Here is a 16,174-nt window from a genome sequence, read left to right as displayed (position 1 = left end):
CTCTCTATTACAGATTACCAAATTTATTGCCATACAACGGGAATATTTGCGAAAGCTCACTATCTTCATAAATGTAATATGGCTCTAAAGCACGATACTTCATCATCTTTGATGTAGTTTCCAAAATTCCCTTTAAACTGCTAAAATCCCATTTGGCATTAGCAGTAACCTTATTAGGATTCACAGCAACAAGCACTGTTTGAGGAGCTTCCGCATCGGGCCTATCGCAATGGAATACAAGCCCTGCATTATGCTTCTTGTAGGGAATATATTCCAACCAGGCATCAAATATGAATCCAGAATTATAATTTTTTGACTTGAAGGTTTTCTTGTCAATATTATACAAGACAAGAGAATCAACATCCCTAAGCTTGCTTTCGTCATCAACAGGTAAACCAAGCCAGTCTTCACCAATAAGGGCAAGCTTCGGAGTGCCACTAAAAGCATTGCCATCCAACTTAGTCGATGTCTGAAGAATGGAAACACTGAATGCATCCTTGTCCAGAGCGGCTTGAGCCATTGATAAATTATGAAGGTCCTTCATTCCCTCACGAACCTCAGCAACTTCATCTTGCCATTGGTCAAAGGAATCTTCATTCAGCTTATCATTATAGTTACCAAATTTTTTCTGGGTAACAAAGTTGTCTATATTCAAGTCATTACTATCCAACCTAAACTTGGGGAAAATCTTAACGTTTTTCAAAGTCAGTTTTTGGATGGCATTAATAATTATTTCAGAACTAAACTTGTTTATCTCTTCTTCACTAGAACCAACTAATTCAGTGCATTCTGCAATCCTTTTTTCCAGTTCATCCGTTGCAGACTGAACCATTTGGAAAAGATCCTTTTGGATTTGCACAGAATGCTCTCGTTCCTTAAACTGCAAAACCATATCGAATCTACCAGCATACGCATCAGAATCAAAACCAGTAAAGCAATTCACCATGCCAAAGTCAATACAGTCGCACAGATTCTTATAAGCATCCGAGACCTTACTGTCGTCATACCCACCATTAAAGACGAGTTTACCACTAATATTATCCACAACGGAAGCCTGATAAAGCCAATGAGTCATAACAGATTGTAATGTCTTTGCCTTATCTAGCAATACAGCACAACGTTTTGCCAATTCATTCTTATCCATCAAAGCTTCATCATCTTTATCAGATTGAATATCGCTAATCCAATCAGAAGGAAGCATTCCATGGCTCTTTTTCAAGAGGTTTCTTATAGTCTGAATTCTGAAAGAATCATCTTCCAAGCTCATTTGGCTACTAGAACAGGATATCGTAGCATCTTCACCACTTTCCATAATAGTAATTCTGCTTGCATAATCTCCCGTTTTCAAACGCCAACGTGTTTCAAGATAATTAATAAATGTTGACGGATAAGCCGACAAATACAAATATTCAGAAGCAGACACATTTACATATTTAAGAGAGAACGGTTCAATAAATGTTTCATTCTTTTCTTCTTTTTTCACAAAGAAACAAATTTTGTCCATTCCCCCAACAAGTGATTCAATCCAAGCATCAACACAGGGTTCAGCAAGACTGAACGGCTTACCAGAAGACGAAACATTTTCAGGCAGCATCACGCCCGCCTTGTGAGATATCACAGCATGTTCACTAGGAGTCTTTAAAATTTCCGGATCAGGAAGTCCACCCTCACCATTAGCCATAAAGTTGCCAATCGCATAGAATGAAGCCTGATCACCCATGACAAGACGATGAACTCCTTCCGAAAGAAGCAAGTCATTCAGGGCATCGTACGAATCCATTAAACGCTCAATGATATTGAAGAAGGCCGTGCGCTGTACGTCACTCATTTTCAGGTCTTCATCACGCAACCACGCCATTTTTTCATCATTTTCATCTACAAGGCGCTGTTTCAGCCATTCACTAACAGAGCTACTCCAAGTCCACAAATCATGATTAATAATGGTTTCAAGCAAAGCTTCACCATTAATTACTTGCATTGCATAGTCTTCCGCTCTAGCATCTTTAGCTTCAACATTTACCGTCTGGGGGAACAACTGGCGTAGCGGATAGATAAACATATCTAATTCCACTTTTTTACCATGTAAAGTGGCATCATGCAAATATCGTTCAAGGTCACAGCCAAGGACAACACTCATTGACATGCCAGAACGAATACCATCAACAAGTCTCAACGCTTGTCTAGCTCTCATAGAGGACAAGTTGACACACACATGCGAATCATCCTTATTGGACTTCGATTTAAGATAAGCACTACGCAACACAGCCGCAGAAAGAGCATGTTGAATAGACGGAGCTACAATAAAATGATCCTGATCTCCATTCAAATTTTTTGAATCTTTTTCTTTCAAATTGAAGATCCAGCCATAGGCTCCAATCTGGCATTTTTCACTTGTCTTTCTAGTCATGACAAAATCTAAAACACCATTAAACCAAGCATCAAGCCTATAGGTCAAAATATCTATAAATTCAGTCGCATAATTTATAGAATCATCTTTACTAAACCCTTCAGCAATTAAGGCGTTTACAAGACTTGATTTTTCAATATTATAGATTTTATCGGAGCCTTGAATCGGCTGATTTCCACAACCAGCATCATTAAATAAATTATTTAAAAGGCTTAATCCACCTAACGACGGTTCATTTTTCTTGATCAAAACTGATGAAAGTTCATCACGTTGAATAAAGGATACAGAATAAGGGGTCTGACCCGCCATTTCCAAATACTTCTTTTCGGCATCCGTTCCCTTCAGTGAAGAAAGATTTTTCACTTTATCTTCACATAAAGTGTCCCATTGCTTTTTAAGAACAAGCAAGTCTCCTAAAAGTGCATAAAGATTTCTATAATCCGATGAAGTTCTATAATCTGTTGAATTTTTCAAATAAGAGTATAGGTTTTCATACATCGATACAGGTAAAAAACCATAAGGTAAATCACCAATTTTTACTGACGGAATGTTTCCTGTAGCGCGCACATGATCTATAAGGAATCGGCCAATGAAATTTCTTGTAAGAGAAACATTTGTATTTTTTTCATTCAATTTTTTCCATAAAATTTCATAGGCTTTCTTAGTATTATTCTCCCTTTCTGAATTAAAATTATAAATATGTCCAATACATCCTGTATAATCCGCATTAAGATGTTGAGAAAGAACTTTAGCATCATTATTCGAACCGCTAGAAAGGACATATTCGCCATTTACTTCAACTTCATACCGGCAACGTTTTTCTTGGTCATCACAGCTTGTCGGCATTGATCCATCAATAGAATTTGTCGCAATACGAGGATCAAGTAATTCCAAGGATTCACCAAAATAATTATGTCCATTTAGCAAATTCAATAAATCATCTTGATTGGACTCGGGTTGTTTCACACCCAAAACATAGATGTAATTAAAGCCCTTTACATTTGCCCCAACTTTAACGGTAATAGCCATACCAGCGTCTACAGCAGCATTATAATCAAACATCCACTGAATAGATTTATCAACTTTTAAGCCACTGCTATCAATAGAACACGAAGGATCACTGTTAGGATCAATCGTAAGCTTTATATCTTTCCGCTTCACATCATTTGAATAAACAATATAATCCTTTTGTGCAGAACTATACCTTATAACTTTTCCATTCGCATCAATAGCTTCACCAATAAAAACAAATTTTCCAGGCAAGAATGAAGCTTCGGGAATTTCAAGATTTTTCTTTTCTCTAATCTCACATGTCCTAAAAAAGCCATGAGCGTCCATACGTTTGAGATATTCATCCCTCATATCAGACAATGAAACTCTAAATTCCACCTTATAGTCTCTGATGAACTCATTAACAACCTTCATCAAGTCATTCAAAGACCAATAGTCAAGATCCTTTGTCTGATCAAAGGTGACATTACGCTTCAAATCTGGATTTTCATCATAAATTTTACTAATCGATTCCAAGCGACGCTTCAAATGATTAGCCATTTCCAAAACAGAATCATAAAGATAATCAACAATAGAAGTTTGCCTTAAATTCTTGCAAATTTCATACATGTCATTCAGCATCATTTGACATAGCTTCGTCACATTATCTTCAAAAGCATCTGGATTAGACTTATTAACAATGCCATTTTCATCAATAGGCAAATTACCCAAATTTTTATAGATTTTTTCACAAGCTTTTTCAATCTCGGAAATTCCCGGATAGGGACGATGGCCAAAAAGTTTTCCATCCCTTTTATAATCATCAAATTTAGGCGGTCTCAAGCACCTACAAATCCATGCCGCACGAGAAAGAGGATACTTCGAGCAAAGATTAAGCCATGCTTCATATTCTCTTCTTTTCGAGCCGCTTGCAATATACCATTGAATCCAAAAACGTTTACCGTCTTCAGCTTCATCAGGACAAAGTCCGTTTTTATGATAATCCAAAAGTATTTCATCAGGGATGATTCTTACCCGTAGCTCTTTGTTCGCACCAACACCAAAGAAACGAGTTTCCAGCCTTAACGGAAAAAGGCAAATATTATTAGATTGGGGAATTTGATTAAGAATATCGTTAAGATCGGTCATATTAATTCTTTCCAATTAAGGTTAAAACATGTTTGCCTACAATAGAGGTTTTAATAGCACTACTTGCAGCAAATCCTGCAGCAGAATCATATTCTTTATTTTCAGGAACCATAAACTCCATATTTTCTGAAGCTTTTTCAAAAACAAGCATATAGCCGCTATTACCACTTCCATTAGCTTGGAATGATCCAAGAGCATCCTTGAATGAGATCCTAAAGCCAACCACATAAACGTCTTCACGGACAAACGCTTGGGAAACAGGTTTCAGTATTCCCTTATTTTCCTCAGAAACGCCATTCATGATACTAAATTTTAAAGATTTATTACTCTCGTAAGTACAACTTGCCTTTCTAAGAGTTATCTGAGTATCAGGGTAAAGTTTCATAAGATCACCCTTTATAGCAAAGAACAGCAAGTCACCCTTTGAACCGTTTTCAGAGACCACATGATTTTCGCCAAGAGCGTTTTTCCAACGATGGATGGAATTAATATCAAAATAGTTTTCTTTCTTGATATCATCGATCGTTGTATCAGAATCCCAGAACTTTTTAAAATAGGAACCTCGCTGATCCGTTGGATACTCACGCCAAAGCAGCTCTCGTCCCATTTCAGTATTCATTCCGCACAAATACGATTCAACAAAGGCGGCATTTCCCTTAAACATTGAAATACTATCATCTGGAAGATTTTCAACCCCAGGCAAGATAAACTCATCGGCAATATCCTTCAAATAATAATATGCAGGTTCAGGGAAAATCGGATAAGCCTTGATAGGATACTTCGAAGCAAGACAATCTTCAAGATAATTTTTACGCAATTCGGCACTAGCAAAAAATGTCTTGTAATACGTATCTGCACATTCTTTCAATCGTGCATATGCAGAATCATCCCTAAGACCATTTTTCAAAGACTCAACCTTATTATAGGCATCACTATCACGTTGTATGGACTTAATAGGGTCGGTTTTAGGAACATAGGCCGTAGTCACTTTCACCAATTCAACCCATGCATCGTATAATTTTGAATGTTGATTACCGATTTTTTTAGCCATTTTTGTGTAAAAATCATTCATATCACTAAAGGTATAATCGGCAGTACACTGATTATTCAAATAAGCTTCCTTAACATAAACATAATCAGGCATAAACAATGTGGCATGACATAAAAGAGCTTCTTGTTCTACAGTACTAAACCCAGATTGCCGTTTTTTTATTTCCAAAATACTTCCTACATTTTGGAAATTTTCATTTACAACATTGGATATAGATTCCAAATTACCTCTGCCATCCAGTCTATAGAACGAGACATTTTTAGCTCGATCTCGGTCTATAAAAAACACTGGTGATTTTTTTCCATTCAATCCATAAAATTTGGCAACAGTCGGAGTTCCATTAGTATAAAACATTTCTTTAAAAACAGAACTATCTAGCGCATAAACATTAACATTTCCGCCAAGAAAACTAGTATAATTACTTTTAAAATTCGGATTACTTTCTTCCGTATACCCATAAGTAGTAATTTCCCATAATCTTTTATTTGCAAAATATTCAGCAGGCCGACTATTACCAGAATACAAAGTATTTATATAATTTTGAACACCGTTCCATGCTAATTGGACTCGCGAACTTCTATTTTCAACACGATTAATACAATCCTGATATCTAAAGACATAGCTTAATGCTTTTACGGATATACAATTCAAAACACTTTGATTTTCATTCCATTCAAATAACATATTCAAAGGAGTTTTCACTACAAGATACTTTAAAAGATATGGATGAAGCCAATCCTTGAATCTAGACAAATTGTTAACATTAAAAGTATTCGCAAAAGGCAAACCGTTATTCCTATAACATTGACTATCCGCAATAAGCCCCAACACTGAGGAATCATCATCTTTTTTCAAAGCTTTTTTAGTAGTATTTTGGAAAGAAATGGATGCAAAAGCGTCAGGAATTTTCATAGCGTCCATAACATCGGCTAAAGAAGTTCCTTTTTCTTTTTTATTCTTTCCAAATTTCGTATTTTTCATAAGCGATAGATTCTTCATCATCCGTACAACCATTTTATTTGCAGAATCATTCGTATTTATCGCTACATCTTTTTTCCCTGCCCAACTGTAATTCATATACTTCACAGAGTCACTAACATTAGTACTGAGCATTTTTTGATTCAGTTCTGCATTTAATGTTTTAATAGCATCAATTTGCTTCCAAGCTCGATTTACAAGTTCCTCTTGATTTCTCTGTACAGCCTTTTTGCCAAGTCCCGCAGCAGCACGATAGTGAAGATCCAAATTAACCTGATTTAACCAGGGAGTCTTTGCATTTTTCTTCTCATCCAAAGATGTGGCAAGAACGTGTTTACCACCATAAATCGGTGGTGTAATCCACGGATCATCTCCGCTATCAACATTTGAATTCGATCCGTTACTTACCAATTTGGCATTTTCTTCAAAGACAGGACTTTTGGACAGTAAACTATTTAAATGATCATAGACATCTTTTTCATCAGAACTTGAATTGGGGAAAGCACTTTCAGCAGCACTCTTAACCGTTGTCAACGCTGCAGGCATATTGATTTTATTGCGAGTAGGCTTTTTCGCCAAAACAGCATAATCCAAGCCTTCACCCAAAGAAGTGACATCAACATCAATTCCACTTTTCTTTGCATCATTGCATACGAGAGATCTGACCTTTTCAACAAAGCTTAAATCACCCGTTCTAAAATTCCATGAATAATACGAGGGGAAAGTCAAAGGCGATTCATGTTTTTTCTTTTGTTCATCAAGACTAATTTCCCAAGCAGAGGTCTGAACAGCAATATTATTCAGACTTCGTTCAGTTTGATCTGCATTTTCATCATAATTAGGACCACGAAGTCCTCTAAGTCGACCGACTTCAAAAACAGGAATCAAGAAAGCACGATATTCAGCATTCCGTTCCATAGCATTACTTTTCACACCAAGAATACGGCAAAATTCCGCATCCTCGCCCTTTTTACTCTGAGCGTGAGCCATGCACCATACATCAGCAGGATTCGGGAAAACATTCTTATACTCGACATCACTTTCAACATTAAACGTGACAAGTTCAGTTCCCCAAGACGTTTTTTCAATAGAACATTTTGAGGATTCACAAACAACAAGTGCAAGCCAAGGACGTAATTTCTTTCCATTTTCAGCAGCCTTCGCCGGAGTAAAACGCCAAGCGAAATCAGGTTCCCAAAATTCAACATATGGATATTCATCTTTTGGGAAAGCATCAAAATCAGGAGTAGGAAACACGCGAGCAATTGCTTTAGAATCTAACGATATAACATCGCTAGGGCCAGAAAGAGCTATAGTTTTGGATTCCGTTCTTGTGACAACATTCACCAAAACAACCTTCGCACCTAATTTATTCAGGTTATTTTTAAAAGTTTCGGCTTCTGTTTTTGATACCGTTTTTCTGAAAAAACTATTGGGTGAATCAACAATTTCATTCGCTTTAGTAAGATTAACCTTAGCAAATGAAGAAATTGCATTGAGAACATCCTTTTTATTGGACTCATCAATTCCATTAAGAATAAAGTCCATTTCTGACTTCTCTGAATCAGACGAATCAGATTCAGAATTTGAAGACGTTTCTCCAGATTCAAGTAACCGGGCTTTAACAACTGTAGTCAGCTGTACTGTAGCGCGTTTTTTTGCTTCATTATCTATTATTTCAGTTTTATCAGATGTTTCTCCGAGATTATCAATCTCGTTAATTTGGCTACCAAGGCCTTTTCTAATCCAAGAATAAAAACTTGTTTCCATAAGATTATCTGCTATAGTTTAAAGGTTTGACTTACTACTTAATTTCTAAAGCCAGTTTGTTGCTCAAAGTTGTTCCACTACATGTGTAGTTCGCACTTTTTGTCGTTCCAGGATGGACCTTTAAAATCCTGCTAGATTTATTGTTTTTCCCAGCAGTAACAACAACCTCCACCTGAATTAAAGTATTGAGAGGTAAATTAAGCTCAGAAACAAGATCATACGTTTTTGTATTGCCCCTTGTAAAAGAGCCTGATGTTACCGATTCCCAGGATGTTGAGCCCGGTTTTTGATAACGGATTCTCAACTTTGCTATATAGGCCCCTTTATTGGTGCAGCTTACATAACGAATATGGTCTGACGTCACATCTGAGGGGATCGTTAATTCATAAGAAAAATGACAGCAATTTTTCCCGTTTGCAGTTGCATGGCTACTTGAAACAAGCTTTGTTCCATCAGCAAGCGACACATCGCAAACAGCGCTTCCATTTACTTCGTTGAACGCATAACCCGTCTTTTGGTAAAGATACACATGCACAGTGTACTTTTCACCTCCAGCAACAACAGGATATTCTTTTTTGTAATTAATAAATTTGTTATCACTAGCCCTAACAAACAAAACCCATTCAACTGTAACAGGCCCCTCTTTGACAGTATAGTCAAAGTTTATCTGATTCCCTGCTTTTAATTGTGGTGGAGCATTCAAAACAACCTTGCTTATTATTGTATTTTGAATTTTCACATTATACGAAAAATGGCAACAATTCTTCCCATTTACCGTAGCATGACTACTCGATACCAGCTTTGTTCCGTCCGCCAGCATTACATCGCAAACGGCACTTCCATTCGCTTCCTTAAAAGTATATCCCGTCTTTTGGTAAAGATATACATGTACCGTATACGTTCCCGCTGAAATTACTGAATTTTCTACAACAGACCTGTTATCACTTGACTGGACAAGAACTCGCTCTACAGTAACAGCTCCTTCCTTAACCGTATAACCGAAACTAACTTTTTCACCAACAACCCATTTCGGAGCATTTAAAACAACCCTACTTATTTCAACATCTTTCTGTACAGGTTTAGCAACAGCAACCCCCGATTCTATATTCAGTGTCAAACTGTTATTTAAAGTAGTTCCACTGCACGTATAATTCGCAATTTTGGTCGTTCCTGAATTAATCCTTAAAATTTTATCAGATTTTTTATTAGAACCAGCAGTTACAACTAGTTCCGCCTGAATTAAAGTATTCGCAGGCAAGCCAAGTTGAGAAAGTAAATCATATTTTTGAGTTTGACCAAGAGAAAGAGACGTTAAAGTTGTAGATTCCCAAGTTGTAGAACTTGGCTTTTGATAATGAATTCTAAGTTTTGCTACATAAGCACCTTTATTTGTACAACTTACATATCGAACATCATCAGCCACCACTATCGATGTCATTTCAATTTTATATCTAAAGTGATACCATTTCTTTTCATTCACCGTCATAATACCAAAAGGCTCTAACTTCGTTCCGTCAGCAAGCGTGACATCACAAACAGGTGCTCCACCATTGACCTCAAACGCATAGCCCTTTTTGGGACTAAGAAATACATGTATGACATACGTTCCTGCAGCAACCACCGAATTTTCAGCAACAGACTTGTTACCACTCGACTGAATAAGAATTTTTTCAAGCGAGGCTGCACCTTCTTTAACGGAATAAGCAAAGTTGAATTTTCCGCCCACAACAAATTTGGGTGCATTCAAGACTATTTTTGTTAACAAAACCTCATTTTCAGGAACAACGATACCCGTTCCACCAACAACATGATTTGGATCATATTCTTCAGGTATTTCATAAGCTTTCGTTGCCAAATATTCATCAAGCTGGCGAACATATCGATTAAAGCCTTCTGCAGACTTTCTCCATGAAACCCTAGATACTAATTTCATTTTTTTCTCAGAAGACTTTTTTTCCTGAGTATTCGCCTTAGAAACTGAAGTATTCGTAGTATCCATCCCATATTCTTTCGGTTTTTGGGGTGAAGTGGGGGTATTTCCTGCAGCTACAATCACATTAGGAGTTGGATTTGAGAAATCTACCCCATTTAAATTCATGTGAAGATTAGGAATTTGGGCATTTCCAGATGCAATCAAAACAGCTTGTGATGTAGACTGAAAGCCGATAGTCAGCGGAATGCCAAAGCTAACGATTGATCCATATATACCACGAACTTTCAATGAAATTTGAGCTTCATCCATTTCATGAACGTTCTTTTCAACAAGATCTTTGGACAAATCATATTCTCTACATGCATTAGGCATAACAAGGCCCAATGGAATTTCATCAGACTTTTTAAATCTGGGGGCAGAGAATGAGAGCGAATAAAATACGGGACGAGAACATTTATTTTGTAATTTTAAAAATTTAATTAAATTAGCCATTCTTTTTACCTATCTTTTTAACTTTATACATCTCCAAAAAATTTATTATGCATTCGCTCTCCACTTAGCCATCAATTCATCAACATCACTTGCTGAAATATTGGAAACATCCTCAAATTCTTCGCAAGCGATATTACCAGTAATAGTGGAGCCTTCTTCAGAACCCAAACCAGCATACAGCTTAAATCCTGACGTTTCATAAACATAAGATGGAGATTTTAATTTATCGTCATCATCCATCTTTTGAGTCAATGTGGGAGCAAAAGAAGCCTTATCGAGTTCATACTGGTCCTTATCAAGACTCTTACAACCAAATTTAATGTCAGAAATTTCAAGGCGACTATAATCACTAATTTCGTTTTCACCATAGCAGTTCATGTTTCTTTCAAAAGGAACTACGGACTGGTTAAACGAAATCAAGTCACTAGGGAGAACAACAAGTTCTTCATCCCTACGCTCCATCATCTTCACCATGTTGTCAGAGTAATCCGTAGATATTAGTTTCCAATTGGAATTATCAGCAACGGCCTCTGAATACAGCAGGAATACATCAATATATTTTTTATCGCTTTCATTCTGATCCTTGCCCCAAGTACAGCTGAAATCAACGCCGACATCAAAGAACAAGACACAGATATGAGCTTTACCCTTGGCATGCCACCTTGCAGGTCCAGAAAGGTCAAAGCTCAAGGATATGCTGCAAAGGGTAACCGAGCCAAGCTTTACGGCCAGACCAACCGACATATCGGCCATAAAATAGAACGGCTTGAATTGGAACAGCACATTGAATGCGGCATTGCCCGTCAATCCAAATTTATCCCAGCCAATTTTCATGTCAAAGGCAGCACCAAATTGGACTGTATTCGAAGTAATAGCAAAGTAGGCCTCTAGAGACATATTGACAACATCGAAGTCCAACTTCATGCCAACACGTTTCATATTGACCAAATTAAATCCTGATTCAGGCTTATACTGAGGATGGAAACCACCAATAGAAAGGATGAAACCCTTAGTATCACCACCCCAGTAAATGCGCAAGGCCATATCGCCATAAATGCTGATTCCTACAATCTTGGAATCAAACAAGGAGGCGTCAAAGAATATTCCCTTATCAAATTGAATACCACCAATAAAGTCCGCATTTATAGCCAAATATTTTTCTGCAGAATCAGCAAGACGGACTTTTACAACACCAGCAGCAATAATTGTTACAGGACTTGGAGCCTGAATAAACAAGCCAAAATCAGCCGTAAGTATTGTTCCCCAAGTAATTTGAGCCAACAAGCCGACATACATCTGTTCTTCAATAATGGGATAATACTTATCGACATTTGCAAGAACTTTATCAAAATCCTTCTTGATATCCTTTACAAAGAGAATAGATGAAAGACTTCCGTCATAAACCGCAGCTCTTAAATTATCGACATCGAGTCCCCTATTTAGTCCAAGAGAACCTCCGATTGCCGTAATCGAGAAACCCATACCCACTTGAATTCCAGGATTAAAGGTCACGCTAAGAGCGCCCATAAAGGAGAACGGATCCGTACCCTTGCCTGTTGTAAAGACAAGCATGGCATTTACACCAAATTTTTCCAAAACATTCAGTTCAATAGCACCAGCAAACCTTTGTTTTTCTTCATCCCACTGAATGCCACCAGAGCCATTCACGGCACTAGCATCAATACTAATTCCAATGCCTGATGGGTAATAAATCTTGGGATCAGCCTTTAGCGTCCCGGCCTTTCCATCTGGCGTAAACAAGTTCCACTTAACACCAAAGCCAAGATCGGTGAATGTGAAAGCAGCACATTTCAAGTCCGCAATAAATGTGGTCATCAAACCGGCTTCCAAATCGCCATTTTCAAGACCAACATCAAGAGTGAGATTCTTAAATTTAACGACCTTCAAGTCTATATTGCTATTGAACGGTATTTTGACATGAGCCTTGTCTTCTATTTTTAGGCCATCCTTAAGACTATAGGACACAGCCAATTTGCCTATATCAATATTGACATCACCGCCAAGAACAGCATCAAAGAAACCGTTAAGTTGCTTAAGCTTTAAAGCCAGCTTCAGGCCTTCCAAACTTGCAAGGAAGCCTACATCAAAAGCACCGTCGGAATAACCCGCAAAAATTTTCTGAGGGTAATTCGCTATTGACAAATCAACAACATTAGACTGAATCAACTTAACCGGATCAGGATTGTTATCGCCAACAGCACCTCGTTTGAACCACAATTCAAGATAAGCGCTCAAAGCAGATGTATCACCTATCGGCTTTATCCTAACACTAAATTTATCACTAGCCCGGTTGATGAAAAAGCCGATTTTTCCTTGAGAAAGTTTTTTCTGAATTTCTTCATTTTTGTCACTGACAGCCTGAACATCTTTATTCACCGACGCATTGGCACCCAATTCCATACGATGATTCTTACCAAGATTAAAAGCTCCCTTATAGTTACCCTTTACAATCGGGCAAATATACAAGCCTTCTGTCTTTTCATCACCTTCTCCATACTCACCAACAAAAACAGCCAACTGGATCAGTACATCAGCAGTTTGCGTGTTTGCTGATTTGTTTTCATACTGGTATTTCCACAATGTAACAGCAAAGAACTTATTTTCAACATCAAGCGTATATTCAGGCAAACGAACATTTGATAGATCAATATCGGGCAAATCAATAAGTTCGGAAACATAGTCTTTAACTTTAGTCGGAATAGCCCTATAAAGCTTTATCGCAAACTGAATACCATCACCCAAGGAATTAACATTGCCTGCACCTTCCTTAACAGTCTGTATAAGGGTAAGTAGATCCATTATAGCGTCAACAGCTTCCTCCGCCTTCTTCTGGACCACTTTAATTTCCTTTTCAGGATTCAAAATACCGTTTACCAAATCTGCATCGGTTTTTGCAATTTCAACTGCTGCAGACCTGACTTCACTTATTATCTGAGCAATAACATTTGCAGCCCATTTCTTGATAGCCTTCTTGGCGGCCTGAATATACGGGCGAACAACAAGTTCATAAATTTTCTGTTTGATACCTTCCAACCAAGCAGAAAGAAGATCCGTTGCCAAGTTTTGGATATCATCACCAAGTTCTGCAAGTCCTGCAATATTATTCTTAAGCCCTTCACAGAAATCGTTAAAGAACGTCCTAATGGCATTTTTGAAGGTGGTTATGTATCCACCAAAATCAATGGTGATTGCACCAGAGAATGCATCGCCAATAATCTTGAAATATGCAGAAGGATCAAAATTGGAAAGAGGATTTTTCAATTTCTTTCCGTTTACCAAATCAGACAAGCTTTGGCATGCAAAATTGCCAAGTTCATCGAGAGACTTCGGGACATCCTTTGTTTGCTTGTTAAATTCCGTTTCAAGATCATTTGCCAGTTTCTTAAAACGCTTTTTCCACTCTTCAGGATCAAAAGATTTCTTGAAATCACTCTGAATGGTTGTCGCAAGCGTCTTAAGTTCACCCTTACACGTATCGAAAGGCTTTGTAAGTTCATCCAATTTGAGATGAAGCGCATCTTCAACACTCTTACCCGCATACTTTTCAGTAATAACATTCTTGGCGGCATCCTTAAATGTATCAAGGAAAATAGTCTGAAGAATTTCCGCATTACCAAGATCTACAGATTTTACCTCACGAACAACAGCATTCACATCTTTGCTCAATTGAGATATAAGGTTCTTTCCCTCGGATTTCGCATCTTTCTTAAATTCAACAAACGCTTTCTGCAACGTATTCTTCGCTTCATAAGCATATCGTTCAAGAACTTTCAAAAGATCAATAAGGAACGACCTGAATTCTTTTAATACATTAACATTAGCAACATGCTCTATGCTATCATCAATACGGTTAATGATATCAAGGATAAACTGCTTAGCATTTTTAAATTCCGGAAAATCACTATTGAAGGAACGAATTACTGTAGCAATTTTTGCTGCAAGTTTTTCTACATCTTCAACATCATTAAGCGGGAACGCATCCTTAAGATAGTCCTTTGGCTTTGTGAACATTTTTTCCACGAGTTCCCAATGGAACACTGGAATTTGTATAGTCATACCGACTTTGTCTGCGGCCAAATCAATAAGGTCTACAGATGTTTTATCAGAAATAGCATTATTTGCATCCTTTACAAAGCCCACTTCTACTAAATTTATAGACTTTTCACCGACAATTCCGCAAAGATCTAAAATAGCGTAGGTTCTTTCAAAAATCTTCGCCAAGACGTTATAAGAAGGCAAATATTCTTCAAGAAGCTTATTGAGCTTATCCTTACACACATTTAGAGCAGACTGCAACTGAACGGACGGTTCCTTCGCAGGTTTTTCTGTAGCTGAATCGCTTTCAGTCGATGTTTGTTCACCATTTTCCGCACCATCTGAAGATGCGTTCTCTAAAGCAGGCGTACTCTCGGCTGCTTTCTTCAAAGCCTTATTTGCAGCTTCAGCCCTCTTAGCGGCATCATCCTCAAGATCCTTAATCGTGTCTTCAATAATGGTGATGGAATCAATATACCCACGAATTTCTTTCATCACCTTTTGAGCTACAGTCTCATTGACCTTTTCGGCAATAAATTTCTCTATGTCAGCACTGTATTTGTTGATTATATATTTAACATCATCGGCAAAGACATCCCTTGCATTCTTCAATAAAAGAATCAGGATGTAGTCCAATACACGCCGGCCAAAGTCTTCGTTGATGTACTTGTCTTTAATAAATTTTCCAAAATCCTTACAGTCATCAGCCAATTTTTTCCATTCAAAATCAGCAATTTTTTTAATTAAATCAACAATTTCAGTAACTAAATCAAATATTGCCTTGAGTTCACCACCAACGACAATGCCCTTGGATTTATTATCTTCACCAACATCTACAGGAAGATTTGTCAAGTCAATGACATCGCCTAAAGACAATACATGGTCTTTATTCGCATCATTCTGATCAACAACATCAACACAAAGAAGAGAATCTAAATTAAACTCACCACCCTTATCAATTAAATCCTTAATAGACTCACCTATAGTCTTTGATTTGATAATAACGGACTTTACAAGTTCATACAGCTCTCCGGATTCACAATGGGAAATATCATAACCCAAATTTTTTATGATATGATTGACAAATTTTTCAAAAGCATTGATACCATCTTTATCCAACTGTTTTTTAAAATCAGCCCAGGTAGCGTCTTTTCCAAGACAAGATTCGGTAAAATCCTTGAATACGGCATCGCCAACACGGCAGAATACTTGGCCCAACTTAACGAGAATATCCTTAGCTATATTTTCTGCAGATTCGCTCACAGTAAACCTTCCGTTTTTAACTTTTTAGTAATTTGTGTGATATCAAAAGCAATTCTAGAATAAAAAAATATCATTCGCATAACGT

4 protein-coding genes are annotated in these 16,174 nt (G+C 37.4%); all 4 read right to left on the bottom strand.

Going from position 1 to position 16,174, the window contains the following annotated elements; all coding sequences use genetic code 11:
* Positions 1-7: 7 nt before the first annotated feature.
* From FSU_RS15075 to FSU_RS15060, 4 genes are read right to left on the bottom strand one after another with little or no spacing between them, the layout of a single operon-like run.
* Positions 8-4,546 (bottom strand): hypothetical protein, encoded by a 4,539-nt coding sequence (locus tag FSU_RS15075; RefSeq protein ID WP_015732355.1) that lies wholly within the window; start codon positions 4,544-4,546, stop codon positions 8-10.
* A 1-nt stretch (position 4,547) separates the two neighbouring features.
* Positions 4,548-8,345, bottom strand: coding sequence for a ribosomal protein L7/L12 (locus FSU_RS15070; protein WP_014547207.1), 3,798 nt, complete (start codon positions 8,343-8,345; stop codon positions 4,548-4,550).
* A gap of 34 nt (positions 8,346-8,379) precedes the next feature.
* Positions 8,380-10,770: a hypothetical protein gene (locus FSU_RS15065; protein WP_014547206.1), complete on the bottom strand. Its 2,391-nt coding sequence runs from the start codon at positions 10,768-10,770 to the stop codon at positions 8,380-8,382.
* Between the two features lie 45 nt (positions 10,771-10,815).
* Positions 10,816-16,089: a DUF6603 domain-containing protein gene (locus FSU_RS15060; protein WP_041917865.1), complete on the bottom strand. Its 5,274-nt coding sequence runs from the start codon at positions 16,087-16,089 to the stop codon at positions 10,816-10,818.
* Positions 16,090-16,174 lie beyond the last annotated feature (85 nt).

The organism is Fibrobacter succinogenes subsp. succinogenes S85, from assembly GCF_000146505.1.
GTDB classification, from domain to species: domain Bacteria; phylum Fibrobacterota; class Fibrobacteria; order Fibrobacterales; family Fibrobacteraceae; genus Fibrobacter; species Fibrobacter succinogenes.
The sequence above is the reverse complement of the archived record's forward strand: the minus strand, read 5'-3'. Positions and strand labels throughout refer to the sequence as shown.